A 24,593-nucleotide genomic window follows, 5' to 3' on the forward strand; every position below is an offset into this window, starting at 1 on the left:
CGAAGTCCTGACACAACAACCGTCACCGATGTCCTGATGCAAAACCGTCACCGATCTCCTGAGACATCACATAAACCCTTCAAACCGTCACCGATGTCCTGCGAGATGACATAACCCTTCAAACCACTCCGAACCCTGTGGACAAGAAGGTGCGACCACTAACATCAGCGCGTGTTCACTCCGGAAACCGCTGTCGGCCTGGCACTCGACGTTGCGCGGGATGGCTTGGCTGCAAGGGAAATGCCGATCGGCGCGGTGGTCATCTCCGGCGACGAGGTGATCGGGCGTGCCTATACCGGCGAGCATGCACTCAAGCGGCACATCGCCCACGCCGACCTGCTGGCAATGGTCGAGGCGGACAAGATCCTCGGCTTCAGGAAACGCGACGAACCGCTGATCCTCGCGGTCAATCTCGAACCGTGTCTGATGTGCATGGGCACCGCAGTCACGCTAGGGGTGCAGAAGATCTGGTACGGGCTCGAGTCACCCGACGACGGAGCTCACGAGTTGATCAAGCTCTGGTCCCCGCCGAACGAGCTGGCCTTCTTCCGTCGCCCGGCGGAGATCATCGGAGGCATCCGACGGGCAGAGTCCCAGGAGCTCTTCGGTGAATACGCCGCTGGTGACGGTCCGCACGGGATGCGGGAGTGGTGTCGGGGGCTGGCTGCGCGTCAGTGAGCGGCGGTCCGACGGATCCGCACGACGATCTGCAATCCCAGTGCACACGCGCTGAGCACCGCTATCGCCGGTGCGAACAAGTGCAGCGACCGTCCCATCAGCAACCCGACCGCCGGCGGGATCAGCGCGGCGCCGACCGACGAGGCTGCGGCCTGGAGTCCGACGACTTGATCAACAACCCGGATCGAGGTCCGTTCCGCAGTCGTCAAGATCAACAGTGGGTAGGCCGGCGCAGCCGCCAGTCCGAAGCACACGATCCCCATGATCGCCGTTGCCGGCGATGAGACCAGCACCAGCGCTGCCGCGACCAGCAGACCGCCGACGCTGAGTCCCAGCACCCGCCAGGCGCCGATCCGCTCGGCCAGTGACCCGAGCAGCAGCCGCCCGACGACCATTGTCGCCCAGTAGCCAGAGGCGACAACGCCCGCGACGCCCGGTCGGACGCCGGCAGCACCGGTGAGAAAGACGTACGACCACAGCGCGGCGCTCGACTCGATGCCGGTCTGGACCCCGACGGCCAGCAGGCCGATGCCGGTGTTGATCATGACCGGACGTGACCAGGCAGGAGCATTCCTGTCTGCCCTGGAATGATCAACATCGACCGGTCGCGCCCAGCTCCGGCGGGTGGTCAGAAAGATGATCGACAGCCCGGCCTGCAGCATTGCGACGATCAGGTAGGCCCACCGCCAGGTCAGGTGGAACTGCAGGACAGCGGTCACGATCAGCGGTGATACGACCGCACCCACCCCGTACGAGGCGTGCAGGAGGTTGATCTTGCGCGCACCGAACCGGCGGGCGGCGTACGCGTTCAGGGACGTGTCGGTCGCGCCGGCGGACAGGCCCGCCAGTACGACGCTGACCAGAAACATCCGGAAGGTGGGGCTCAGGCCACCGACCAGCAGGCTGATCGTCGACAGCACGGCGCCCGCTGTCAGCAGCCGCCCGACACCCAGCCGCGCGACCAGGCGGCCGGTCAGGATGGTCGAGACGAGGTTGGCGGCGATACCGACCGGCGGCACAAGTCCGGCCGCGCTGACGGATTCGCCGAAGTCGATGCGCATACTCGGCCAGCTGACCCCGAGCATCGAATCGGGCAGGGCAAGACTGAAGAAGGCCAGGCAGGCCAGGACGACCACGAACACAGGAAGGAACTCTCACGACGTTGGGAGCCGGCACGCGTCCGACGGATGTGTCAGCGCGTGCCCGAAACGCCGGGTGAGTCCTTCATGTCCGTGACGATAGCAGCCGCATCGGATCGCCGCAGGGTGATAACCATGCCGATCGTCAGGATGATCACCGCGATCCAGACCATCACAAAACCGATCAAGCGGCCAGGCGACATCTCTTCGCCGAAGTAGAACACTCCGAGCAGGAAGGTCATCGTCGGCGCCAGATACTGCAGCATCCCGACCACCGTCAGCGGCAGTCGCCTGGCTGCAGCGCTGAACAGGATCAGCGGCACCAGGGTGACCAGACCACCGGCGGCGAGCAGCAGGCTGTGGAGCCAGCTGAGATGGCCGAAGGTCAGGATGCCGCGGACCTGCAGGATGATCAAGAACACCAGGGCAGGCACGAACATCACACCGGACTCGATCACCAGCGTCTGCAGCGCACCGGCCCGGACCTGGCTCTTGATCAAACCGTACGATCCGAACGAGAACGCCAGCACCAGCGAGATCCACGGCAGTCGGCCGTACTCGATCGTCATCACGACGACAGCCGCCGCGGCCAGTGCGACGGCCAGCCACTGCCAGCGCGCCAACCGCTCATGCAGCAACACGACGCCGAACAGGATCGACACGATCGGGTTGATGTAGTAGCCGAGCGAAGTCTCGGTGACGTGCCCGTGGTTGGTCGCCCAGATGAAGGTGCCCCAGTTGATCGACACCACGACCGAGGCGGCCGCGAGCAGCAACAACGTACGGCGATTGGCGATCTGGACGAACCAGTCGCGCGGCAGCGTGATGACGGCCAGGATGATCGCGAAGACCAGCGACCAGATCATCCGCATGCCGAGGATCTCGCCGGCCGAGGCCTGGTCGACCAGCTTCCAGAAGAGCGGGACCAGACCCCAGATCCCGTACGCGATCAGGCCGTAGAGCAGCCCGGTCTTGTCGGCCCTGCGATCAGTGTCTCCAGTCAACGTCCCTCAGTCGACGGTCCAGGTGTCGCGGCCGTTGATCATCTGCTGCAGTGCGTCGTCGTCGGAGTCGTACTTCTCGGCGGCGGCCGCCACCTGCTCGCGGGCCAGGTCGTCGTAGGCCGGCGCGTCGACGCTGCGGAAGATGCCGATCGGAGCCCGCTCCAGCACACCCGGCGTGGTCAGCCGGGAAAGACCGAAGGCGTACGCCGGATCGGGATGATGCTCGTCGTGGACGACGATGTTCTCCAGGCCCACCTCGGCCACCTCGGCGACCTTGAGTTCGCCGGTCTGCTGGTCGCGGATCACGCCGAGTCGGTTGTCGATACCGAAGAGGATCGGTTCGCCGTCGACCAGAGGAATGATGGCCTCAGCTTTGGTGTCCTTCTCCTTGACGGCGGCAAATGCGTCGTCGTTGAAGATCGGGCAGTTCTGGTAGATCTCGATGAAGGACGCGCCCCGATGCTCGGCGGCCGCCTTCAGCATCGCGGTCAGGTGCTTGCGATCGGAGTCGACCGTCCGGGCGACGAAGGTCGCCTCGGCACCGAGCGCCAGCGACAGCGGGTTGAACGGATTGTCCAGCGATCCGTACGGCGTCGACTTGGTGATCTTGCCGATCTCCGAAGTCGGCGAGTACTGGCCTTTGGTCAGCCCGTAGATCCGGTTGTTGAACAGCAGAATCGTGAAGTTGACGTTGCGCCGCAAGGCGTGGATCAGATGGTTGCCCCCGATCGAGAGCGCATCGCCGTCGCCGGTCACCACCCAGACGCCAAGATCAGGACGCGAGGTCGCAACTCCGGTGGCGATGGCCGGAGCCCGACCGTGGATCGAGTGCATCCCGTAGGAATCCACGTAATAAGGGAACCGCGACGAGCAGCCGATACCGGAGATGATCACGGTGTTCTCGCGCTTGATCCCGGCCTCGGGCATGAAGCCCTGGAAGGCCGACAACACCGCATAGTCACCGCAACCCGGGCACCAGCGGACCTCCTGGTCGGTGGTGAAATCCTTGCGATTCAACGGCTCGACGGCGAGCGGTACGCCCGCGAGCCCGGACCGTTGCCCGTTGCTTGTGGTGCTGATCTCCACACTCACGCTGTCACTCCAAGATCATCAATTTCGGTCTGCAGGTCTTCGGCCAACTCCGACAGCGAGATCGGCAGGCCGCGGACCCGCGAGTAGGACTGCACGTCGACGAGGAATCTCCCGCGCAGCAGCAGGGCCAGTTGGCCCAGATTCATCTCCGGGACGATCACCCGGTCGTAGGCCTTCAGCACCTCGCCCAGATTGGCGGGGAAGGGATTCAGGTGCCGCAGATGGGCCTGGGCGATGGACCGGCCGGTCGCCCGCACCCGGCGTACGGCTGCGGTGATCGGGCCGTAGGTCGAGCCCCAACCGAGGACCAGCACCCGCGCCCCGCCGCTGGGATCGTCGATCTCGAGATCGGGGACGTCGGCCACGATTCCATCGATCTTGGCTTGCCGGATCCGCACCATCGCATCGTGGTTGGCCGGGTCGTAGGAGACGTTGCCGGTGCCGTCGGCCTTCTCGATGCCGCCGATGCGGTGCTCGAGACCGGCGGTGCCCGGAATCGCCCACGGGCGGGCGAGCGTCTCCGGATCCCGCTTGTAGGGCAGGAATTCGTCGTTGTCGCCGTTCGGCGCGGTTGCGAACGCTGGGTCGATCGGCGCGATGCCGGACAGGTCAGGTACCTGCCACGGCTCGGCTCCGTTGGCCAGATAACCGTCGCTGAGGACAAAAACCGGTGTCCGGTACTTGACAGCGATACGGACGGCTTCCACCGCGGTGTCGAAGCAGTCCGACGGCGACTGGGCCGCCAGTACTGGCACCGGAGCCTCACCGTTACGGCCATACATCACCTGCAACAGGTCGGCCTGCTCGGTCTTGGTCGGCATGCCGGTCGAGGGCCCGGCCCGCTGGATGTCGCAGATCACCAACGGCAACTCGGTCATCACCGCGAGACTGATGGTCTCCATCTTCAGCGAGATGCCGGGTCCCGAGCTGGTCGTGACACCCAGGTGTCCGGCGAAGCTGGCACCCAACGCGGCGCCGACCCCGGCGATCTCGTCCTCGGCCTGGAAGGTCGTCACGCCGAACCGCTTGTGCTTGCTCAGCTCGTGCAGCACATCGGAGGCCGGGGTGATCGGGTACGCGCCCAGGAAGAGCGGCAGGTCCGCCTTGCGGGCGCCCGCGATCAGCCCGTACGCCAGGGCCAGGTTGCCGGAGATCTGCCGGTAGGTGCCCTTCGGCATCGGGGCCGGCGCGACCTCGTAGCTGTAGGCGAAGACCTCGGTGGTCTCACCGAAGGCGTACCCGGTCCGGAAGGCCTTGATATTGGAGTCGCGGAGCTGCGGCTTGGTCGCGAACCGGGTCTCCAGGAAGTTGATCGTCGGCTCGACCGGACGATGGAAGAGCCAGGACAGCAGCCCGAGGGCGTACATGTTCTTGCTCCGGCCGGCGTCCTTGCGGGTCAGCCTGAATTCCTTGACCGCCTCGGTGGTCATCCCGGTCAGATCGAGCGCGTGCACCTGGTAATCGGCCAGCGAGCCGTCCTCCAGCGGATTGGACGCGTAGCCGACCTTGTCCAGATTGCGCTTGGTGAAATCGGCGGTGTCGGCGATGATCACGCCGCCGCGGGCGAGATCACTGATGTTGGCCTTGAGCGCAGCCGGATTCATCGCCACCAACACGTCCGGCTTGTCACCCGGGGTCATGATGTCGCGATTGGCGAAGTGCAACTGGAAGCTCGAGACGCCCGGCAAAGTGCCCGCTGGTGCGCGGATCTCGGCCGGGAAGTTGGGCAGCGTCGAGATGTCGTTGCCGAAGATCGCCGATTCCGCGGTGAACCTGTCACCGGTGAGCTGCATGCCGTCGCCGGAGTCGCCGGCGAACCGGATCACAACCCGGTCGAGAGTCTTGACCGCGTCTTCTTGCTGGCTCGCGGCTGTTGTCACTTGGCCTTCCCTACGTCCGTACCTGCGCCTGTAGCGGTGAGTTGCTGATGGCAACCCGACCCATAGTAAGTGTGTCCTACCCTGCAAGCCGCAGTCGTCCGGAGGACGGTCATCCGAAGTAGGGTGCGCGTGTGGCGGGAATGCAGTTCTGGGACTGGTACGGGGACGGGTCGACCTACGTCGTCGACGTCGGACTGGCCTGCTGCACGCTCGAATTCGAGGCTGCGTCGTACGGACGCACGTCGGCCGGAATTGTCCGGGTCGAGGACCTGCCCGCCGGTTCACGGGTGGTCGTGGTGATCTCCGGCACAGTCACCGACAAGCTCACCGGCCCGGTCGTGACGATCGTCTCCCGGATCCGTGCAGCCGTGCCGAGTGCCGCGGTGGTCGCTTTCGGTGCCTGCGCCTCCGCCGGCGGCCCCTACTGGGATTCCTACAGCGTCACCAAGGGCATCGATCAGCTGGTTGCCGTGGACGCGTACGTCCCCGGATGCCCGCCGCCGCCCGAGGCGTTGGCCACGATCGTCGACGAGTTGAGCGAGCGCGCGCGTGTCTGAGGTGAGTCGTCGGGTCTCGGCTGCCGAGTGGCACGAGGCAGTCGCCGCTGCGAAGACCGACGGGTACGACTATTTCGATTGGCTGGGCGCGGTCGACCAGATCGGCCGGGCCGGTGAATTCGACGAGGGCGACTTCGAGGTCATCACTCGGCTCGTCGATCTGGCTGCGGGCCGTGCGGTGCTGCTGCGGACCGTGATCCCGCGGAACGAACCGCGGCTGGCCAGCATCGTCGACGTCTTCGCCGGCGCCGGTTGGCACGAACGCGAGTCGGGGGAGTTGTACGCGATCGACTTCATCGGCGGCGATCCGCGACGGCTCCTGCTCTCGGAGGATTACGTGGGGGCACCGCTGCGCAAGGATGCGGTGCTCGGCGCGCGGGCCGGCATCGACTGGCCGGGCGCCAAGGAGCCCGGGGGAGCACCGAGCCGGCGACGGATGGTGCCCCCGGGCGTTCCGGAGCCGGAGATCTGGGGCGATCGGAATCCCGAGGGCGAACCGGATCCCGAAGAGGTTGCGCAGTCCGCGGTCGGTGGTCGGGTGCGGCGGCGAAGGCGATGAGTCACGGCGCGATCCGGCTGATCGAGGCGAACTGCACCTCGTGCATGATCTGCGCCCGGGAGTGCCCGAGTTGGTGCATCACGATCGACTCGCACACCGAGCCGATCCCCGATCTGCCGCCGGGTGCCCGGGAGCGTACGACCAATGTGCTGGACCGGTTCGCGATCGACTGGTCGCTGTGCATGTTCTGCGGGATCTGCGTCGAGGAGTGCCCCTTCGACGCGTTGGAGTGGGCGAGCGATCCGGTCTCCGGGGTGACTACGGCCGCCGGGCTGACCCACGAGATCGAGGAGCTGCGCTAACGGAGCCTGGCCAGTCGTTCGGCAGCCTCGGCGAGCACTGCGGGCTTCTTGCAGAAGGCGAAGCGCACATAAGACTTCGCCGGACCCGGGTCGAGATAGAAGAGCCGACTCGGGATGGCCACCACGCCGACCTTCTTGGGCAGGTCGAAGCAGAAGTCCACGCCGTCGTCGTAGCCGAGCACGGACACGTCCGAGGTGAGGAAATACGTCCCCTGGCAACGGAAGGGCGGGATGCCGGCGGACGTCAGACCCTCGGCGAGCTGATCACGAGCGGCCTTCAGACGCTGCCCGACCTCGGCCAGTCGCTCGGGCGGCAGCCGGAGTCCTTCGGCGACCGCATACTGCAGCGGTCCGGCGTTGACGAAGGTGAGGAACTGCTTGGTCGTGGTCACCGCGGACACCAGTTCCGGCGTCGAGCACACCCAGCCGACCTTCCAGCCGGTCACCGCAAAGGTCTTGCCTGCCGAGGAAACCTGGATCGTACGCTCCCGCATGCCCTCGAAGGTGGCGAGCGGCCGGTGTACGCCTTCGTAGACCAGATGCTCGTAGACCTCGTCGGTGATCACGATCAGATCCCGTTCGACGGCAAGATCACGGATCCAGCCGAGCTCGGTCTCGGTCAGCACCCGACCGGTCGGGTTGTGTGGGGTATTGATCAACAACAACTTGGTGCGGTCGGTGACCTGAGCCAGCAGCCGGTCATGATCAAGAGCGAAATCCGGGCCGTCCAACCGGACCGGCTTGAGCACTGCATGGGCCATGGCGATCGACGCGGCATAGGAGTCGTAGGTCGGCTCGAAGGCGATCACCTCGTCGCCCGGCTCGCAGAGTGCCAGGATCGCGGCAGTGATCGCCTCGGTCGCTCCGGCGGTGACGAGGATCTCGCCGTTCGGGTCGTAGTCCAGGCCGTAGTACGTCAACTGGTGCTCCGAGATCGCCTCCCGCAGTGGCAGCACACCGGGACCCGGCGGATATTGGTTGTGTCCTGAGTTGATCGCCCGGGTCGCGGCCTCGAGGATCTCCGCCGGACCGTCGGTGTCGGGGAAACCCTGGCCCAGGTTGACCGAGCCGGTCTCCAGCGCGAGAGCAGACATCTGGGCGAAGATCGTGGTCCCGAAGGCGCGCATCCTCGTCACCAGGGGCTGCCGGTCAGTGAGCTCGGTCATATGCCCTGCCTATCACGATCGTCGGTTTCGATCAGATTCGTCTCGCGGATCCGCCGGCGGCGGTCGGCCGGGACGCGGAAGGTCCGGAACTGGTACGGCTTCAGTTCGCAGTCGAACGACCGGCCGATCACCGGCAGCCGGATCGACGCTGTGGCCGGCCGGCCGCTGGTCTCCGACACCCTGATGATCAGGTCCGCCCCATCGTTGCGGGTCGGTTCCTCCGAGCCCTTGACGGCCGTCGCCAGGATGTGGCCTGTGCCGTCGGTCGTGATCACCTCGGCGAAGCTCTGCTCTGATGGCAGTGGGCCCGGGTGGAAGCTCTCCAGCATCGCGCGCGGTCCGGCACCAAGCTCGAGCGCGCGCCGGGTCGGCTGGACGGTCCGCCAGTTACCGGAGTGCGGCACCAGCAGGCACCGCCAGTGCTGTTCGCCCTGGGCCTGGAACCGGTAGATCCCGTTCGGCTCCAACTCGTAGGGATCGTGCCAGGCATAGACCGGACTGCGGACCGCGGTGATGCCGATACTCGGATCGGTATCCGCGACAGGGGAGTCGGCCGGGGAGGCGTCGTAGCCGTGTTTGGCATTGTTGATCACCACCAGGCCCGCGGTTTGATCCACGGCCTGCTCGCCGAGCGTCCCGGACAGATCGACCCAGGACTGGGCCGGCTCCTCGGAGCCGTTGACCGGCCGCTCCAGGGATGCGTACGGGATCTCGAAGGTGGCCCGCGGATCGCTGACGGCGATCGGGAAGCGCTGCTTGAGCAGGTGCGCGGGCTCGCGCCAGTCGAGCACGATGTCGAGCTCGATCGCATCGTCACCGGCGGCCAGCAAATAGGTCTCGATCATGGTCGAACGTCCCCAGCCGCGTTCGACCCGGACGGCGGCGCGCACCGGACCGGACTCGGTGACCCGGATCCCGGTGACCGGGAAATCCTCACCGGGCCAGGCGTACGAGACCACCCGGTGTCCCCAGGTATCGGAGGGGTCCTGGCAGACCTGCCAGTGCGGGCCGCGGCCGGCAAGATCAACTCCGGTCCGCTTGTCCAGCAGGGATGACAGCCAACCCGTCCGCGGATCGATGGTGATGCGCAGGTCGTCGTTCTCCAGGCTGACCGAACCGTCGGCGACGGTCTCCACCGAGACTGCGGCATGGCCGGTGCAGGCGCTTTCGTACGACGCCGGTCGGATCCGGTAGACGCGATAGCCGAGCGGCGGCAGCTCGGTAGCGAAAAGCACGCCGCCGCGCGATCGGTCGGCGGTGGTCGACAGTGCCTGGATCTCTTGGCTGGTGACGATTTCCCCATCCTCGTCGGTCACCTGGACGCCCGTTGGCTGCCCGCCGTAGTCGATCCGCACCGGTGTGGACACCGGCCAGGGGTGCGGATTGAAGATCACCACCGGCTGGGTGCCGTCGATCTGCGGGATGTCGATCCGGCGGGCGATGGTGTTGTGGGACCGGGTGGTGATCCGCTTGCTGATCGCGACGGCTTCGCCGAGTTGATCACGGGCGTCCTCGAAGCCCGGTTCGATCGCCGACCCGGGCAGCAGATCGTGGAACTGGTTGAAGAGCACCTGTTTCCAGGCCCGTTCGAGATCCTCACGGGGATAGCGATCAGTCGCCGGGACATCGCCGCCGATGAGATCGGCGACGATCGCCCATCGTTCAGCGGTTAGCACGGCGTGTTGGGCGCGACGTTGCCAGGTCTTGATGGCCGAATGTGACGAATAGCAGCCGGCGGCATGATGCTGCAGATCCGCACTCCAGACCGGGAGATCGTCGGTGCCGGCGGCCAGGGTCTCGTCGAAGAAGTCCCGGGGTGAGCTCATGATCAACTTCCCGAAGCTGCCCATTCTGTCCCAGCGATGGATCGAGTCGATATTGGCCCTGGTGGGTCCACCGCCGTGGTTGCCGACACCGTAGAAGACCATCACGGCCTCGCGGCTGCGGTCGAGCTGACCGAGCGCTTTCTCCGCCTGCCAGGAGATGTCGCCTCCGGGTGAGCAGTATTCGAAGGGGATCCGGGAGGCCAGCACCCGTGATCCGTCAGGAGCCTGCCACCAGAACGGCGTGTCGAAGAGATCCGCCTCATGCGGGCCGGGTCGCAGGAAGGTGTAGCTGTCCATGCCCTGGGCCTGCAGGATCGCCGGGATCATGGCGTTGTGGCCGAAGGGGTCGACATTCATGCCGACCGTCGCCGGCCGACCGAATTCGGTGATCAGGAAGCGCTGGCCGTACAGCCCCTGTCGGGCGAAGGACTCGCCCATCGGCATATTGCAGTCCGGCTCGACCCACCAGCCGCCGACATTGACCCAACGGCCCTCGGCCACGCGCTCCCGGATCCGTTCGAAGAGTTCGGGATCGGACTCCTTGACCCAGGAGAGCAGGACGATCTGGTCGCAGGTGAAGACGAAATCGTCGTACTCGTCCATCCGGTCCAGCGCCGAGCGGAAGGTCGCCCGGGCCTCCTGGTAGCCCTCCTGCCAGGGCCATAGCCATACCGGGTCGAGATGCGCGTTGCCGATCATGAAGATGCGGCGGTCCGGCGCAGCCGGCGGCGGTGTGGCTGGTGGCCCCGGTGCGGTCATGGTGCGATGATGCCAGGCCCGCCCGGCGGCGGTGAGTCAGCCCTGGGAAGCGTTCTTGCGGTGTTGCTGCGGCCGCTCCCAGGCACCGGTGCCGCCCTGCTGCCAGGGCAGCGGTCCGGCTTCGGGCCGGTAGTTGACGCCGAGTGCGTCCAGCCGGGTGAGATGTCCTTCGAGACGGCCGGAGAATTCCTCCCAGCTGCGTCCCTCGGGGTCGGACCAGGCGACCTCACTGTGGGCGCAGGCTCGCGGGTAGAGCATGTACTGCACGCGCCGGGCCGACGGCATGTATTCGGTCCAGATCTGGCACTGGGTGCCGAGGATTCGATCATGGAGCTCGGTGGGGATGCCCTCGGTCGGTTCCAGGCTGTAGGCGCGCTCGGTGGTGATGCCGCCACCGATGCTGTACGGCTCGGCGTCGTCGGTGCTGGGGTAGTAGTCGAAGTAGGTCTTGCTGACCGGCGACATCACCACCTGGCCACCCGCCTCGGCCGCGATCACGCCGTACTTCTCGTCCCTCCAGGCCATCGTGACCGCACCGGTCAGGATGCCTTCATCGTTGATCTCGTCCCAACCCACCAGCTGCCGGCCACGCTCGGCCAGCCAGTCTCGCAGCTTCTCGGTGAACCAGCGCTGTAGATGGTCGACACCGGGAAGCCCCCTGTCGTAGGCGAGCTGCTTGGCCGCATCGGATTGCTGCCACTCGACCCGCGGGCACTCGTCGCCGCCGACGTGGATGTACTTGCTGGGGAAGATCTCCAGGACCTCTTCCCAGATGTCGAAGGCGAATTCCAGCGAGGCGTCGCTCATGTTGAGGACCTCGGGGAAGACGCCCCAGGTGGTCGCGGCGCCAGGTGCGTCCTCGGGATGGTTGCCCAGCTCGGGGAATGCCGCCAGCATCGCCCGGACGTGGCCCGGGAACTCGATCTCCGGCACCACATTGATGCCGCGCTGGCCGGCGTAGGCGACGATCGCCCGCAGTTGGTCCTGGGTGTAGTAGCCGCCGTGCGGGGTGCCGTCACCGGCCGCCCAGTGAGGATTCCTGGTCTCGGAGCGCCAGCTCGCGTGCTGGGTCAGTTGCGGGTACTTCTTGGACTCGAACCGCCAACCCTGGTCCTCGGTCAGGTGCAGGTGGAAGGTGTTGTACTTGTGGATCGCCAGCAGGTCGATGAATGAGATCACGTCGGAGTACGGCATGAAGTGTCGGCCGGTGTCGAGCATCACCCCGCGCCAGGCGAAGCGCGGTTCGTCGGCGATCTCGACCACGGAAACCGCGAGCCCCGAGCTGATCGGCGCCGGGCCGAAGGTCTGCGCCGGCAGCAGCTGCCGCAGGGTCTGAGTGGCCCAGTTGACGCCCCGGTCGTCGGCGGCGGTGATGGTGATCCCGGCCGCGGTCACCGAGAGCGCGTACGCCTCCGCGTCCAGGTCGTCGTCCCGGATGATCTTGAGGGCGCCGTCGTCGGCCGGCGGCAGATCGAGGCCGGTTCCCGGGGTCAGCAGGCGGCGTACGATCGCGGCCCATTCCGCAGGTCCGGAGATCGCCAGATCGGCGGTCAGGGTGAACGTGCCGTCGCCTTGGCTGACGGACTTCGGGCGGGGCAGCAGATCGAGCTGTGACATGACAGCAGCCTAATGGGCGAGTGTTCTTTTCTGTACGGCCTGGTCCGAATCACGCAGAATTGCGCATCAGGTCGTGCACTGGCCCGGCTGGCCGCCCGGCGAGGTCGAGCCTTGGACGCTCCCGAAGTAGACACCGGCACCGACGCCGAATACCCCGCCAGGAGCGTTCTGCGCGTCGAAGTTGATCTGGGTCGGCGTCGACTGCCAACTGATGGTGTTCGCCAACTGGACGATGACTTTCGCGTAGTAGTCGATGTGTTGGCTGCCGGCGGTGGGCTGGTCGGCGATGATGTCGGCCTGGGTGAAGACATACGTCAATGCCCCGCCAATGCTCGAGGTCGGCGCATGGCTCCAGATCACCGTGTCGGGTGTTGCCAGCCGGACGAGCTGCACCTGGTAGGAGTACTGGGCGCCGGTCGGCACCGTCGCCCGGATCGTCAGACCCATGTAGTAGCCGCTGCTCGGATTCGTCAGCTGGCAGGTGATTCCAGTCGCCGGTGGGACCGTCAGTGCCGACAGCGTCGTGCCGGTGACCGGCGCGGTGTCGGTCCAGGCTGCCGTGGTGCTGCTGACTGCGAGCACCGCCACCCCGGCCAGTGCCAGAGCAGCGCGGACACGGACTCGTCGAATGCCTTGTCGGAGTCGACGCTTCATCCCGCCTCCCTGCCCGGGTGCTGGCTTACCGGCAGCATATCCAGGCCGTAGCGGGTGCGACCAGAGATGAAGGAGTTACAGGTCGTAGTCGACGACGACCGGGGAGTGATCGCTCATCCGGGCCTCGTAACTCGGTTCCCGGTCGGTGCCGCCGCGGATCGCAGACCTGGCCAGGTCAGGGGTGGCCAGTTGGTAGTCGATCCGCCAGCCGGTGTCCTGGTCGAAGGCGCGCCCCCGCCAGGTCCACCAGCTGTAGGGGCCCTCCTGGTCGCCGTGCAGGCTGCGGACGACATCGATCAGGCTCCGCGGTCCGAGGATCGAGCCGAACCAGTCCCGTTCGTCGGGCAGGAAGCCGGAATTGCGCTGGTTGGCGCGGTCGTTCCGCAAGTCGAGGGCTGTGTGGGCGATGTTGAAATCGCCCATGATCAGGAACTCTCGGTCAGCCGCCTGGGCGGCCCGCCGGGACCTGCTCAGGTAGGCCCGCAGGGATCTCATGAAGGCCAGCTTGCGGCGGTGTTTGGCCATCGCTGCCGGGCCGTCGTCCGGACGATCCCCCTTGGGCAGGTAGAGCGATCCGATCGTCAGTGCCGGCCGGGTGCCGGTCGGTGCAAGATCGACTTCGAGGTAGCGACCCTCGGGATCGAAGCGCTGGTTGCCGAAGCCGAGCCGTACGGCGACCGGCGCGTCCTTGGTCAGCACCGCGACGCCGTTGCGCCCGGCCAGCGATCCGGGGTGATAGCTGAGGTGATAGCCGTCCAGCGTCGGCAGCAGGTCGGCGGAGGCACGCACCTCCTGCAGCCCGACGATCTCGGGCTCGCGGTCCTTCAGCCAGACGTCGAAGCCGCGGCGCACACTGGCGCGCAGGCCGTTGACATTGAAGGACGCGATCCGGAGCACCGCGCTATTCAACACCCGTTTCATTCAGCCGCAGGAATCGATCCGGACGCGAGCACCCTGTCCACCAACGGCTGGCTGAGAGCGACCGCGCCCAACACCATGGCCAGGCAGATGACGATTCCACCAGCGAACATCGCGATGCCGCCCGGAGCCGCGCCGATCAGCATGACGCCGAACGGGGCGACGATGATCAGCGAGACGAGCGCTGCGATCGCGATCGAAGCCACCAGGGGCAGGCCGGTCTCGCGCATCCTGGCTTGCTTGATCACCGATGCATCGGTCCCGACCAGGTGCAGCATCCGATACTGATCACGCAGGTCGTAAACCCGGGCGGCCTGGTTGACGCCGACCGAGACGGCGGCCAGCAACGCCGCGATCACCAGCGTGAGCAGGGATCCCGTCATCATGTCGGCGGGCAGGTGGGCCTCGTCAGGGTCACCCGGCGAAGTCTGGGCGGCGATCGCCGGGCCGATACTCAGTACGCCCGTGATGAAGGTGGCCAGAGTCACCCCCGCCACCGGGCGCCAGGTTGCCCGCGGATCATCGGTGAGCCGGCGTGCCGCCAGCAGCTTCGGTACCGAATTCGCCCGATTGACACTGAGACGGCCGATCAGACCGAGCACGAAAGGGCCGATCAGATTGAGAACGGCAAAACACAGACCGAAGACGATCATGCCGGCGATCAGGCCGGCACTCGAGCCGAGCAGTTTCGTCACCGGTACCCAGGCGACCAGCACCACGATCGCGATCGCGACCCGGATGGCGCTGACCGACTTGGGCGACGTACGGCGGGCGACGCCGAGCGGACTGATCGCGATGCGCGCCAGGGTGAGCACCGCCGAAGCCGTGGCGAGCAGGACGACGCCGGCGACCGTGACCGCCAGCAGTCCCGGGGAGACCAGGAGTTCCGACCACCGGAACGGCCGTCCCTGGAAGTTGATCATGGCGACCCCTGGCAGCGCGGCCAGGTAGAGCCCGATGCCGACGATCGCTCCGGCGAGGGCCTGTGCGCCGGCGTCGGTGATCGCGATGATGCCGATCTGCCCGCTGGTCGCGCCGGCCAGCCGGAGCGCCGCCAGTCGGTCGTCCCGTCGGGAGATTGCCAGCCGCGCGGCCGAACCGCCGAGGGTGACCACCGGGATGACGAGGATCACCGTGGCGATCTGGGCCAGCAGCACGTACAGCCCGCCGGTCGTGCCCGCGTTGCGGGCGGTGAAGGCTCCGAGACCGCCCAGCACGGTCAGCAGGGCACCGGTGGAGACTGCGAAGGCGATCACGGCGAGCATGATCACCAGACGTTGTTCGGACTGCCGGCGCAGCAGCAGCCACCAGAGACGAAGAGCGATCATCACGCGGTTCTTTGCAGGAACGGCCCTTCGAAAGGTCCGGGCCCTTCAACAGGCTCAGGGACCGGCGGCCGGGCGTGGTATTCGGCGACGATGCGACCGTCGCGCATCACCACCGTACGGGCGCAGTGCCGGGCGATGGCGGGATCGTGGGTCACCACGACCAGCGCGGCCCCGGCCTGCGAAGTGGCGCGGACGAGTACGTGCAGGATCTCCTCGCCGGTGCTCTGGTCGAGCGCACCGGTCGGCTCGTCGGCGAAGACGACGCTGGGTTCGGTGACCAGCGCCCGGGCGATGGCGACCCGTTGGGCCTGACCACCGGACAGCTCGCCCGGCCGTCGCCCCTCCAGGCCGGCCAGGCCGACCAGCGCCAGGTAGCCGGCGGCTCGCCGGATCGCTGCCTTACGGCCCGTCCCGTCGAGCATCAACGGCAGTGCGGCGTTCTCGACCGCCGGCAGCTCGGCGACCAGTTGCCCGGACTGGAAGACGAAGCCGAAGTCGGTGCGCCGCAGCGCCGTACGCTCCCGGTCCGACATCGACGTCAGGTCGGTCCCGCGGAGCACGACCGAGCCGGCGGTAGGTCGCTGGATCCCGGCCAGACAGTGCAGCAGGGTGCTCTTGCCCGAACCGGACGGCCCCATGACGGCCAGGGAACCGGCGTCGATGTCCAGGTCGCCACCGGCCAGCGCATGTGATGCGGTGTCGGCGATGCCGTAGGTCATGACGAGATTGCGGGCACTGAGGATCATGAGGTCCAGCTTGGGCCGGACTGCGCCGACGCACATCCGGCCACGGACCCTTCCCGGCGTCCGCCGGGTCTGCCCGTGGTCGGAGAGCCCATAGACTCGGGTCCGTGGACTTCTCCAACGCGTACGCCCAGGGATTCGCCCGGGTCGCCGCGTGTACGGTGCCGGTTGCGATCGCCGACCCAGCCGCCAACGCGGCTGCGGTCCTGGAGCAGGCGCAGGGCTGCCACGACGACTCGGTCGCGGTCGCGATCTTCCCGGAGATGTGCCTGACCGGGTATGCCACCGACGATCTCTTCCTGCAGGACGTGTTGCTGCAGCGGGTCGAACAGGCGATCACCGAGCTGGCGGCGGCGTCGGAGCAGCTGCTGCCGGTGATCGTCGTCGGCGCGCCGCTGCTGTATCGGCATCGGGTGCTCAACACCGCTGTGGTGATTCATCGCGGACGGGTCCTCGGGGTGGTGCCGAAGACGTATCTGCCGACCTACCGGGAGTTCTACGACAGGCGGTGGTTCGGCTCCGGCGACGAGGTCTCCGGCATGATCACGATCGGTGATCATGAGGTGCCGATCGGGCCCGACCTGCTCTTCGGGGCCACGGATGTCCGCGGCCTGGTGCTGCATGTCGAGGTCTGCGAGGACATGTGGGTGCCGGTGCCACCGAGTGCCGAGGCGGCGCTGGCCGGAGCCACGGTGCTGGCCAACATCTCCGGCAGCCCGATCACTGTCGGCCGGGCCGAGGACCGCCGACTGCTGGTCCGGTCCGGGTCGGCCCGCTGCCTGGCGGCCTATCTGTATGCGGCCGCAGGACAGGGGGAGTCCTCGACGGACCTGTCCTGGGACGGCCAGACGATGATCTACGAGATGGGCGAGCTCCTCGCCGAGGGTGATCGGTTTCCCGACGGCCCGCAGCGTACGGTCGCCGATGTCGATCTTGACCGGATCCGGATGGACCGGATCCGGATGGGCACCTTCGACGACAACGCGCGCTCGGTGCGGCGACGTACAGGTGATCATCAATACCGGATGATCGACTTCGAGTTCGAGCCTCCCTCCGGTGATCTTGGTCTGCGGCGGGCGGTGCACCGGTTCCCGTTCGTGCCGGACGATCCGGAGCGGCTGGCGCTGGACTGCTACGAGGCGTACAACATCCAGGTCTCCGGTCTGGAGCAGCGGTTGCGTGCGATCGCCCAAGGGAGTCGGACATGGCCCAAGATCGTGATCGGGGTGTCCGGCGGTCTGGACTCGACCCACGCCTTGATCGTCGCAGCCAATGCGATGGACCGGCTCGGCCGGCCGCGTAGCGACATCCTGGCTTTCACCATGCCGGGCTTCGCGACCAGTGACACCACCTACAACAGCGCGATCGCTTTGATGGAAGCGATCGGAGCGACGTACGAGACGGTCGACATCCGTCCGGCGGCGACGCAGATGCTCACCGACATGGGCCATCCGTTCGGCAAGGGCGAGCCGGTCTACGACGTGACCTTCGAGAATGTCCAGGCCGGGATGCGCTACGACTACCTTTTCCGGCTGGCCAACCAGCGCGGCGGGATTGTACTGGGTACCGGTGATCTTTCCGAGCTCGCACTCGGCTGGGCGACGTACGGTGTCGGTGATCAGATGTCGCACTACGCGATCAACACTGGAGTGCCGAAGACGCTGATCCAGCACCTGATCCGCTGGGTGATCAGCACCGGCCAGTTCGAGCCGGAGACCGACAAAGTGCTGCAGAGGATCCTCGAACAGGAGATCTCACCGGAGCTGATCCCGGCCCGGGAGAACGAGCGGCCGCAGAGCACCGAGGACACCGTCGGGCCGTACGCCTTGCAGGACTTCACGCTCTTCAACGTGCTGCGCTACGGCTTCAGCCCGAGCCGGATCGCCTTCCTGGCCTGGCACGCTTGGCACGACGTCGAGTCCGGCCAGTGGCCGCCGGAATTCCCGGAGGCCAAGCGGCTGGCCTACGACCTGACCACGATCAAGAAGTGGCTCGAGGTCTTCATCAAGCGGTTCTTCGCCAACCAGTTCAAGCGGTCGGCCATCCCCAACGGGCCGAAGGTGAGCTACGGCGGAACGCTGTCGCCGCGAGGCGACTGGCGGATGCCGTCGGACGCCAAGGGCACGACCTGGCTGGCCGACCTGGCGAACGTGCCGGACTGAGGCGGCGTTTCAGCGTCCCCGGCAACGGGGTAAGGGTGCCATGTCCAGAAGGAGGCATGGCATGGCAACGACGACGGAGCCTGTCGTCCGCGAAGATCGCAATCTGAAGCAGTCGCTCGGATATTGGTCGCTGGTGGCAACCGGCATCGGAAGCGTGATCGGATCCGGGTGGCTGTTCTCGGCGATGTACGCAGCCCAGTCGGCGGGACCGGCGTCCTTGATCGCATGGGTGATCGGCGGTGCCGTGATGCTTGCGGTTGCGCTGGTCTTCGCCGAGTTGGGGATGGTGCATCCTGAATCGGGCGGTCTGGTGCGCTACCCGCTCTACTCCAACGGCCGGCTCGCCGCAGCCATTGTCGGCTGGTGCATGTGGGTCACCTACGTCGGCAACCCGCCGACCGAGGCGGCGGGCGTCGTCCAATATGCCAGCTCCTACATACCGGGCCTGTACAACGGCAGCCGGCTGACCGTGATCGGGATCCTCATCGCGATCGTGCTGATGGCGGTCTTCGTCGTGATCAACTACTTCGGCGTCCAGATCTTCGCCCGGAGCAACAACATCATCACCGCGATCAAGGTCTTCATCCCGACCACGTGTGTGGTGATGCTGTTGATCAGCGGATTCGATCACTCCGGCGGTGCCGGCGGCCCGTCCAACATCGCGGCAGGTGGTGGTTTTGCGCCGTACGGCATGAGTGCCGCGCTCGGCACGATCGCCACCGCAGGTATGGTCTTCGCCTACACCGGCTTCCGCAACATCGTCGAGCTGTCCGGTGAGGTCCGCAATCCGCGCAAGGACATCCCGGCGGCTTTGATCACCACGATCCTGGCCACGATCGTGCTCTACCTCGCACTGCAGTTGGCCTTCCTGTTCGGTGTACCGCAGCACCTGCTCGGCCACGGCTGGAGCGGCGTCAACTTCGATTCGCCGTTCGCCCAGATCGCCATGCTGGTCGGGCTCAGCTGGCTGTACTGGATTCTGATCGCGGATTCGATGATCTCCCCGTCCGGGTCCGGGATCGTCTTCACCGCCGCGAATGCGCGCAATGTGTTCGGCCTGTCCAAGAACGGCTTCTTCCCGCGCTGGCTGGCGAAGGTGCACCAGGGTTCGGGTGTGCCGCGGCGAGCGCTGGGATTCAATTTCCTGCTCGGCATCCTGTTCCTGTTGCCGCTGCCCAGCTGGCACTCGATCGTCGGCGTCACCGGCACCCTGGCGGCGTTCACGTTCTCGATCGGCGCGATCTCGTTGCTGGCGTTCCGGAGGGCGGGGCTGTCCACCCGAGCCAATCGCTTGCCGGGGATGATGATCATCGCGCCGATCGCCTTCGTGATCAGCGCACTGGTCATCTACTGGGTGGACTGGTCAGAGCTCCGGCTGACCATCCCGATCATCGTCGTCGGTCTGATCTGGTACGCGGTGACCTACCTCGTCCAGCACCACGGAGTGGGTGAGCTGGTCGGCGGCCTGTGGCTGGTCGTCTACCTCGCCGTGCTGTACGCGATGTCGTTCATCGGCACGTTCGGCGGTAAGAACCTGATCCCGGCACCCTGGGACTCGGTCGTCGTCGCAGCGATCGCGCTGGCCCTGTACTTCTGGGGCGTGGCGGCCGGTTCGCGCTATCTGACCGGCCGGCCGGACGTCGTCGAGGACATGCGCGCCCAGCAGGCGGAGCGTGGCCGCGGTGGCGAGGCGCCGCAGCAGGTCGCCGGTTAGCTCCGCGGTGGCGTCGCCGCTTCGCGGAGCCGATCAGACCAGCTGGAGTATTCGCCGCAGGATCCACCAGCCGCTGCGGACGATCGAAGGCACCACCCGGCTGCGCATCACCGACCAGCCGAAGGTCAGGATGCCCAGGGCGGCGAGGTGCAGGACGATGCTGATGCCGGCCGTCTGCGAGCCCTCACAGTCTGGCTGCTGTCCGACGCCCACGACTCTACGGTGACATCGCGGAGGAGCAGGATCGCGTGGACGTGAGCACCAGGCCCGCCTCGCGCCGTTCAGCCAGGGTTACCGATAGTTGGTGAACTGCACTGCGAAGTCGTAGTCCTGGTCCTTGATCAGCGACTGGATCTCCTGCAGTGCATCCCGGCTCTTGCTGCTGACCCGCAGCTCATCGCCCTGGATCTGCGCCTTGACGCCTTTCGGACCCTCGTCGCGGATCAGCTTGGTGATCTTCTTGGCGTTGTCGGAGTCGATGCCCTCCTTGATGGAGGCGGTGATCTTGGCCACCTTGCCGGAGGTCCTGGGCTCGCCGGCATCGAGCGCCTTGAGGCTGACGCCCCGGCGGGCGAGCTTGGACTGGAAGACGTCCAGGACGGCCTTCACGCGTTCCTCGGTCGACGCTTCCAACTCGACCAGCTCGCCGGACCACTTGACCGAGGCTCCGGTGTTTTTGAAGTCGAACCGCTGGCTGACCTCCTTGGAGGCCTGGTTGATGGCGTTGTCGACCTCCTGTCGGTCGACCTTGCTGACGATGTCGAACGAGCTGTCCGAGGCCATCTCATCTCCTTGATCCGGGGTCGCGTCCTGGTCGGATTGGACCAGATTATTGCCGGTTCGCGTAACCGGTGTCGAAGTTGCTATCGTTGCCTCTCGCTGCCACCTCGGTGGGAGCACGGCAGGTTGCCCGAGTGGCCAAAGGGAGCGGTCTGTAAAACCGTCGGCTTCGCCTACGTTGGTTCGAATCCATCACCTGCCACCCGCCCGAAAAGGGCCCCTGACCAGCCCAAACGCCGGCCAGGGGCCAGCGAGGGCATTCCGGCTGTGACCGGCTGTGACCGGCTGGATCCGGCTGGGAACGAGCATTTCGTCCCAATAGCGTCCCACGGGAACGCGGTCAGGACTGCCCGGTGGCGTCCAGGATCCTCTCGAGGTTGGAGCCCTGGGCGCCGGAGACGCACTTTGCGTAGACCCTCAGCAGTACCGCGACGCTGTGACCGGCCCAGGCGGCGACCTGTGGTGCGTCACCGGTAGCGCGCAGCCAGGTGGAGACGGCTGCATGCCGGAGCGCGTAGGGAACGTCCATCAGTGGGGAGCTTGCCTCTTCCGACGTGAACGCCGCCCCGCGGGCTTCGTGGAAGACCTGAAGGTAGGTGCGGTCGGTGACGGCGCCGCCGTGGGCGCCGACGAAGATGTGGCCGTCCGGGCTGGAGCCATAGGCGTCGAGGTGCTGGCGAAGAAGCTCAGCCAGCTCGGGATGCATTGGCACTGATCTGGTCTCGCCGGCGGCACGGTGTTTTGAGTGGCGCCTGCTCGCGCGGCTTGCCGCTGTCGGTCCAGCGGCTCCCGGACCGGGGTATCGAATGGGTCAGATGGATCTCGCCCCACGTGTCCTTTTGCTCGGGGAGAGTCGTCAGATTGGCGACGTGAAGTTCGGCGGCTTCCTCCGGTCTTAGCCCGGCGTAGTACATGCATCCGAAGAAGGCTTTGAGGCGGGCGCCGCGGTCGCTGTGTTCTCCTACGGCCCTCAGGAAGCCGTCAACCTCGGCCCGGTCGACTGCCTATCCGCGATGGGCCGGCCTGATGACGAGTTCCGCCATTTCGCTGGCCCAGTCGAACATCGTGAAGTACCAAGCCACATCGTCGGTGTGTACGACGGCGCAATCGAGTGCTGTTTGCAGCTTGCTCGTCAGGGTTGACTTTCCGGATCCGCTGCGACCGTCAACAGCAATCACTCGTGTTCGACCGGTCTCGCAGTCGCTGGCATCGGCTCGTGACGAGGTGTCGGTGTAAGGCGTGATCGTCTAACGAGCGCAGTCGCGGGGGAATGGGCTGTAGGCCCGCGGAGGTGTGGTGTTGTCCAAGGCCCTGTGGGTGGCGATGCCGGTATGGCTTCCGGATTGCTCATGAGGTTCCGATAGCCGGTGCGCTCGGCGGTCGGTCGGCAATATCGGCATCGCGACACTAGGGCTGCCGCACGTGTCCTTTCCGACGTCGGTGTTGTCGACTCGAGCGACAGTCGGCATAGTTCATGCTGTGGATGTACAACGCAGCCGAAGCCGAAACGACTAAGTGTACGGAGGGTTCACTGTGTAGTAATATTCCTGTCCAGTCGCCGCTCGGCGTCATCCGTGTTCCACGGCTGGGCCACGTAGCAGTCGGTGGTATCGACATGCTGCCAGAGTCGTTGGACCATGTAGCCCTGCTGGATCGATGCGAACGTCTCAATCTCACGACCGCAACTGCGGCAAAGTGCGGGCGGACTGCCTCGCAGTGGTTGTGTTCGGTGAACTACGCGTAGCCCACTCCCCCGAATGGCTGACATGGGTCAATAATACGTTCAGCCGGGCTGGTGAGATGCTTCGTGCAGTCGGACGCAGCCAGAGCGATCACAGTATATTCGATGGTTTGTGCGATTTGAGACTCGGAATTACCATCCGAGAGTTGAAAGCTGCCAGCGTTCGGGATACTTGGCCTCGACCGAGGGGTGGTTGATCGCGGAGTCGTTGCTTCAGTCGTCGTCCTGGCGGTGGCCGATGTGGACCAGGTTGATTGATCATTGACGCAGTGTCCACCGATTGGAAGTCGTACTGGGTCCCGTATCAGCCGCATAGTCTCATTGTATGGATACCGACTTGGTGCGCGGCCATATCTTGATCGTCTGTACTGGAAACGTCTGCCGTTCACCGTATGCCGAGCGGCTGCTAACGTCCCGATTGACGCTCGGCGGAATCAAGATTTCGAGCGCCGGAACGGCTGCCCTGGTCGGTGCAGACATGGACCAGCGGATTCGCAAACGGCTCATTCGCGCCCGTGCGGATGCGTCGGCTTTCAAAGCGCGTCAACTGACTTCCGAGATGCTCCAAGAAGCGGACCTCGTGCTCTGTGCTACACGTGCACACCGGTCACACGTGGTGCGACTATCGCCGCGGACGGTGCGGCGCACTTTTGCGTTGGCCGAGTTTTCCGATTTGGCAAGAATCATGCCCAGTATCTCAAACGATCCACGCGATGCCAGATACTCTGAGAAATCGCTGGTAAAGGAAGTTGCCTTTGAAGCTGCCAGGTACAGACAGAATGTGAAGCCTCGATCGGTCGCGGACTCGGACATCGTCGACCCCTATAGGCGCGCTAGCGCGGTGGTTGACCGTATGGCCGATCAGATCGACGCGCTGACTCGGCCGCTGATCGAACTGTTCGGCGGTCTCTGGGATCAGTCTTAGTGCTTGCGAGCTACGCATGAAGCAGAGGAATCCAGCCGGGCCGTCACAAGTCTCAAGTCTCCGGTCTAGCCCCAGTAGCTCGTCCGACAATCCCTGACACCTGTCGTGAAGCCCTTCCTGAGTGCTTCGGTGTTGTACAGCTCACTAACGTGGCCCGAGCTTTGGTCGTTCCAAGCATATCCGACGATGGACACGGCACCAGCTTTGCAATAAGCCGTGATCTGATCGGCCAACTCCGATTCGGTCGGGGCCGATCGATACTGTCCGGGGCCGGGGGATCCTGCGGACGGGAGCCGCGGCCAATAACCGAAAGCCTGAGGCACTCCAATCAGAGGAGACCGTGTCGGCGACCATCCCCGTGCCCGCAGCGCTGAGACTGCTTTCGAAAGCGTTGTGGACATTCGCCAGTCGTACTCGCCGCGAGTCTCCGGTGTACGGCTTGAGCGAGCGTAGGCGTAGATCATCACCGCATTGCACCAAGAAGGTGAATAGTTGCGAAGAGCTCGTCGGAATTTGGTGATTGCTCCGGTCACCTGGGTCTGATCGGCGTTGATCTGCACCACCGGCAGAGCCAATGCGCAAACAGTCGCTCGATGAGGATCCGCCTCTCGGATCGTGTTGTACGCAGATGCCAGCACCGTCGCGAGGCCGGGTACATAATCGTCGAGAATGTAATACGCCGCTGTCGTGCTGCTCGACGATCGCGACCTTACGTAGGTGGTCAGCTGCCGACGAAGAGTATTCATCTGAACGGGTCCGAGTTTGTGGCAACCACCCGATCCTGCAGGGCAAACCGCCTGGTAGATCATCTTCTGGGGGGTGCTATCGACCACCTTCATCCCCGATGACCGAAGTGCCTCCTGATAGGTACCTGAGGCGGTGACCGATGACCCGAGTACTATAGTAAAACCGAGTTGAGCCGCCCGCTGAATTTGGTCTGACATCGGACCGACCGCATAAGCGCCAACTTGATGGGTCACGGCTGAGTAGTCGATATCACGGGATGACACGGTAACTTTCGGAACCTGAGGCGCCGTTGACCCGCATGC

Annotated in this window: 21 protein-coding genes and 1 tRNA gene; 8 read left to right on the top strand and 14 right to left on the bottom strand. The window is 65.7% G+C overall.

The window, feature by feature from the left end:
* Positions 1–171 precede the first annotated feature (171 nt).
* On the top strand, positions 172–678 hold the full coding sequence (locus IEY07_RS23195) for a nucleoside deaminase (protein WP_188898414.1): 507 nt from the start codon (positions 172–174) through the stop codon (positions 676–678).
* Here IEY07_RS23195 and IEY07_RS23200 read toward each other — a convergent pair.
* Genes IEY07_RS23200 through IEY07_RS23215 form a run of 4 tightly spaced genes read right to left on the bottom strand, consistent with a single transcriptional unit; the run spans position 672 to position 5,793 of the window.
* Positions 672–1,820 carry an MFS transporter gene (locus IEY07_RS23200; RefSeq protein WP_188898416.1) on the bottom strand — a complete coding sequence of 383 codons (1,149 nt, stop codon included), beginning with the start codon at positions 1,818–1,820 and terminating at the stop codon, positions 672–674. The genes IEY07_RS23195 and IEY07_RS23200 overlap by 7 nt on opposite strands.
* A gap of 50 nt (positions 1,821–1,870) precedes the next feature.
* A complete protein-coding gene (gene rarD, locus IEY07_RS23205; RefSeq protein WP_188898418.1) occupies positions 1,871–2,821 on the bottom strand; it encodes an EamA family transporter RarD in 951 nt (316 codons plus the stop codon).
* A gap of 6 nt (positions 2,822–2,827) precedes the next feature.
* Positions 2,828–3,901, bottom strand: a complete 1,074-nt coding sequence (locus IEY07_RS23210; protein ID WP_188898482.1) for a 2-oxoacid:ferredoxin oxidoreductase subunit beta — start codon at positions 3,899–3,901, stop codon at positions 2,828–2,830.
* Positions 3,902–3,909: 8 nt separating this feature from the next.
* Entirely contained in the window at positions 3,910–5,793 is a 1,884-nt protein-coding gene (locus IEY07_RS23215) for a 2-oxoacid:acceptor oxidoreductase subunit alpha (RefSeq protein ID WP_229670583.1), read from the bottom strand.
* Between the two features lie 140 nt (positions 5,794–5,933).
* On the opposite strand from IEY07_RS23215, the gene IEY07_RS23220 reads away from it, so the two are divergent.
* From IEY07_RS23220 to IEY07_RS23230, 3 genes are read left to right on the top strand one after another with little or no spacing between them, the layout of a single operon-like run.
* Positions 5,934–6,350, top strand: coding sequence for an NADH-quinone oxidoreductase subunit B (locus IEY07_RS23220; RefSeq protein WP_229670592.1), 417 nt, complete (start codon positions 5,934–5,936; stop codon positions 6,348–6,350).
* Positions 6,343–6,909 (top strand): NADH-quinone oxidoreductase subunit C, encoded by a 567-nt coding sequence (locus IEY07_RS23225; protein ID WP_188898424.1) that lies wholly within the window; start codon positions 6,343–6,345, stop codon positions 6,907–6,909. The genes IEY07_RS23220 and IEY07_RS23225 overlap by 8 nt, the downstream gene beginning before the upstream one ends.
* Positions 6,906–7,211, top strand: coding sequence for a 4Fe-4S binding protein (locus IEY07_RS23230; RefSeq protein ID WP_188898425.1), 306 nt, complete (start codon positions 6,906–6,908; stop codon positions 7,209–7,211). The genes IEY07_RS23225 and IEY07_RS23230 overlap by 4 nt, the downstream gene beginning before the upstream one ends.
* On the opposite strand, the gene IEY07_RS23235 is transcribed toward IEY07_RS23230, so the two are convergent.
* From IEY07_RS23235 to IEY07_RS23265, 7 genes are all read right to left on the bottom strand, one after another.
* Positions 7,208–8,377 carry a pyridoxal phosphate-dependent aminotransferase gene (locus tag IEY07_RS23235; RefSeq protein ID WP_188898427.1) on the bottom strand — a complete coding sequence of 390 codons (1,170 nt, stop codon included), beginning with the start codon at positions 8,375–8,377 and terminating at the stop codon, positions 7,208–7,210. The genes IEY07_RS23230 and IEY07_RS23235 overlap by 4 nt on opposite strands.
* Positions 8,374–10,962, bottom strand: a complete 2,589-nt coding sequence (locus IEY07_RS23240) for an alpha-mannosidase (protein ID WP_188898429.1) — start codon at positions 10,960–10,962, stop codon at positions 8,374–8,376. The genes IEY07_RS23235 and IEY07_RS23240 overlap by 4 nt, the downstream gene beginning before the upstream one ends.
* Before the next feature lie 36 nt (positions 10,963–10,998).
* Positions 10,999–12,579 carry a beta-N-acetylhexosaminidase gene (locus tag IEY07_RS23245; protein ID WP_188898431.1) on the bottom strand — a complete coding sequence of 527 codons (1,581 nt, stop codon included), beginning with the start codon at positions 12,577–12,579 and terminating at the stop codon, positions 10,999–11,001.
* 66 nt (positions 12,580–12,645) lie between these two features.
* Entirely contained in the window at positions 12,646–13,233 is a 588-nt protein-coding gene (locus IEY07_RS23250; protein WP_188898433.1) for a hypothetical protein, read from the bottom strand.
* 75 nt (positions 13,234–13,308) lie between these two features.
* On the bottom strand, positions 13,309–14,142 hold the full coding sequence (locus IEY07_RS23255; protein WP_373288915.1) for an exodeoxyribonuclease III: 834 nt from the start codon (positions 14,140–14,142) through the stop codon (positions 13,309–13,311).
* A gap of 8 nt (positions 14,143–14,150) precedes the next feature.
* On the bottom strand, positions 14,151–15,479 hold the full coding sequence (locus tag IEY07_RS23260) for an ABC transporter permease family protein (protein WP_188898437.1): 1,329 nt from the start codon (positions 15,477–15,479) through the stop codon (positions 14,151–14,153).
* Positions 15,479–16,225, bottom strand: a complete 747-nt coding sequence (locus IEY07_RS23265) for an ABC transporter ATP-binding protein (protein WP_229670585.1) — start codon at positions 16,223–16,225, stop codon at positions 15,479–15,481. Before IEY07_RS23265 ends, IEY07_RS23260 begins: the two co-directional genes overlap by 1 nt.
* A gap of 104 nt (positions 16,226–16,329) precedes the next feature.
* On the opposite strand from IEY07_RS23265, the gene IEY07_RS23270 reads away from it, so the two are divergent.
* Positions 16,330–18,384 (top strand): NAD(+) synthase, encoded by a 2,055-nt coding sequence (locus tag IEY07_RS23270; protein ID WP_188898442.1) that lies wholly within the window; start codon positions 16,330–16,332, stop codon positions 18,382–18,384.
* 61 nt (positions 18,385–18,445) lie between these two features.
* Complete coding sequence (locus IEY07_RS23275) at positions 18,446–20,098, top strand: APC family permease (RefSeq protein ID WP_188898444.1); 1,653 nt, start codon at positions 18,446–18,448, stop codon at positions 20,096–20,098.
* A gap of 33 nt (positions 20,099–20,131) precedes the next feature.
* Here the strand turns inward: IEY07_RS23275 and IEY07_RS23280 are convergent, their stop codons facing one another.
* Together IEY07_RS23280 and IEY07_RS23285 are read right to left on the bottom strand one after the other, a co-directional pair.
* Entirely contained in the window at positions 20,132–20,311 is a 180-nt protein-coding gene (locus IEY07_RS23280) for a hypothetical protein (protein WP_188898446.1), read from the bottom strand.
* Between the two features lie 78 nt (positions 20,312–20,389).
* A complete protein-coding gene (locus IEY07_RS23285) occupies positions 20,390–20,881 on the bottom strand; it encodes a YajQ family cyclic di-GMP-binding protein (protein ID WP_188898448.1) in 492 nt (163 codons plus the stop codon).
* 117 nt (positions 20,882–20,998) lie between these two features.
* Here IEY07_RS23285 and IEY07_RS23290 point away from each other — a divergent pair.
* Positions 20,999–21,080, top strand: a tRNA-Tyr gene (locus IEY07_RS23290).
* Between the two features lie 138 nt (positions 21,081–21,218).
* Here the strand turns inward: IEY07_RS23290 and IEY07_RS23295 are convergent.
* Positions 21,219–21,590 (bottom strand): site-specific integrase, encoded by a 372-nt coding sequence (locus IEY07_RS23295; RefSeq protein WP_188898449.1) that lies wholly within the window; start codon positions 21,588–21,590, stop codon positions 21,219–21,221.
* 1,354 nt (positions 21,591–22,944) lie between these two features.
* Between IEY07_RS23295 and IEY07_RS23300 the strand changes: the two genes are divergently transcribed.
* The gene (locus tag IEY07_RS23300) at positions 22,945–23,544 is read left to right on the top strand and encodes an arsenate reductase/protein-tyrosine-phosphatase family protein (RefSeq protein ID WP_188898451.1); all 600 of its coding nucleotides are present in this window, start codon (positions 22,945–22,947) and stop codon (positions 23,542–23,544) included.
* The last annotated feature ends 1,049 nt before the right edge of the window (positions 23,545–24,593 follow it).

Origin of the sequence: Microlunatus endophyticus (genome assembly GCF_014646195.1) — a bacterium.
GTDB lineage: Bacteria > Actinomycetota > Actinomycetes > Propionibacteriales > Propionibacteriaceae > Microlunatus > Microlunatus endophyticus.

Bases quoted from the DNA above. Each gene is read 5' to 3' on its own strand.
- IEY07_RS23220 (WP_229670592.1), top strand. From the start codon at position 5,934: ATGCAGTTCTGGGACTGGTACGGGGACGGGTCGACCTACGTCGTCGAC.
- IEY07_RS23230 (WP_188898425.1), top strand. From the start codon at position 6,906: ATGAGTCACGGCGCGATCCGGCTGATCGAGGCGAACTGCACCTCGTGC.
- IEY07_RS23235 (WP_188898427.1), bottom strand. From the start codon at position 8,377: ATGACCGAGCTCACTGACCGGCAGCCCCTGGTGACGAGGATGCGCGCC.
- IEY07_RS23240 (WP_188898429.1), bottom strand. From the start codon at position 10,962: ATGACCGCACCGGGGCCACCAGCCACACCGCCGCCGGCTGCGCCGGAC.
- IEY07_RS23245 (WP_188898431.1), bottom strand. From the start codon at position 12,579: ATGTCACAGCTCGATCTGCTGCCCCGCCCGAAGTCCGTCAGCCAAGGC.
- IEY07_RS23250 (WP_188898433.1), bottom strand. From the start codon at position 13,233: ATGAAGCGTCGACTCCGACAAGGCATTCGACGAGTCCGTGTCCGCGCT.
- IEY07_RS23260 (WP_188898437.1), bottom strand. From the start codon at position 15,479: ATGATCGCTCTTCGTCTCTGGTGGCTGCTGCTGCGCCGGCAGTCCGAA.
- IEY07_RS23265 (WP_229670585.1), bottom strand. From the start codon at position 16,225: ATGATCCTCAGTGCCCGCAATCTCGTCATGACCTACGGCATCGCCGAC.
- IEY07_RS23275 (WP_188898444.1), top strand. From the start codon at position 18,446: ATGGCAACGACGACGGAGCCTGTCGTCCGCGAAGATCGCAATCTGAAG.
- IEY07_RS23285 (WP_188898448.1), bottom strand. From the start codon at position 20,881: ATGGCCTCGGACAGCTCGTTCGACATCGTCAGCAAGGTCGACCGACAG.
- IEY07_RS23300 (WP_188898451.1), top strand. From the start codon at position 22,945: ATGGATACCGACTTGGTGCGCGGCCATATCTTGATCGTCTGTACTGGA.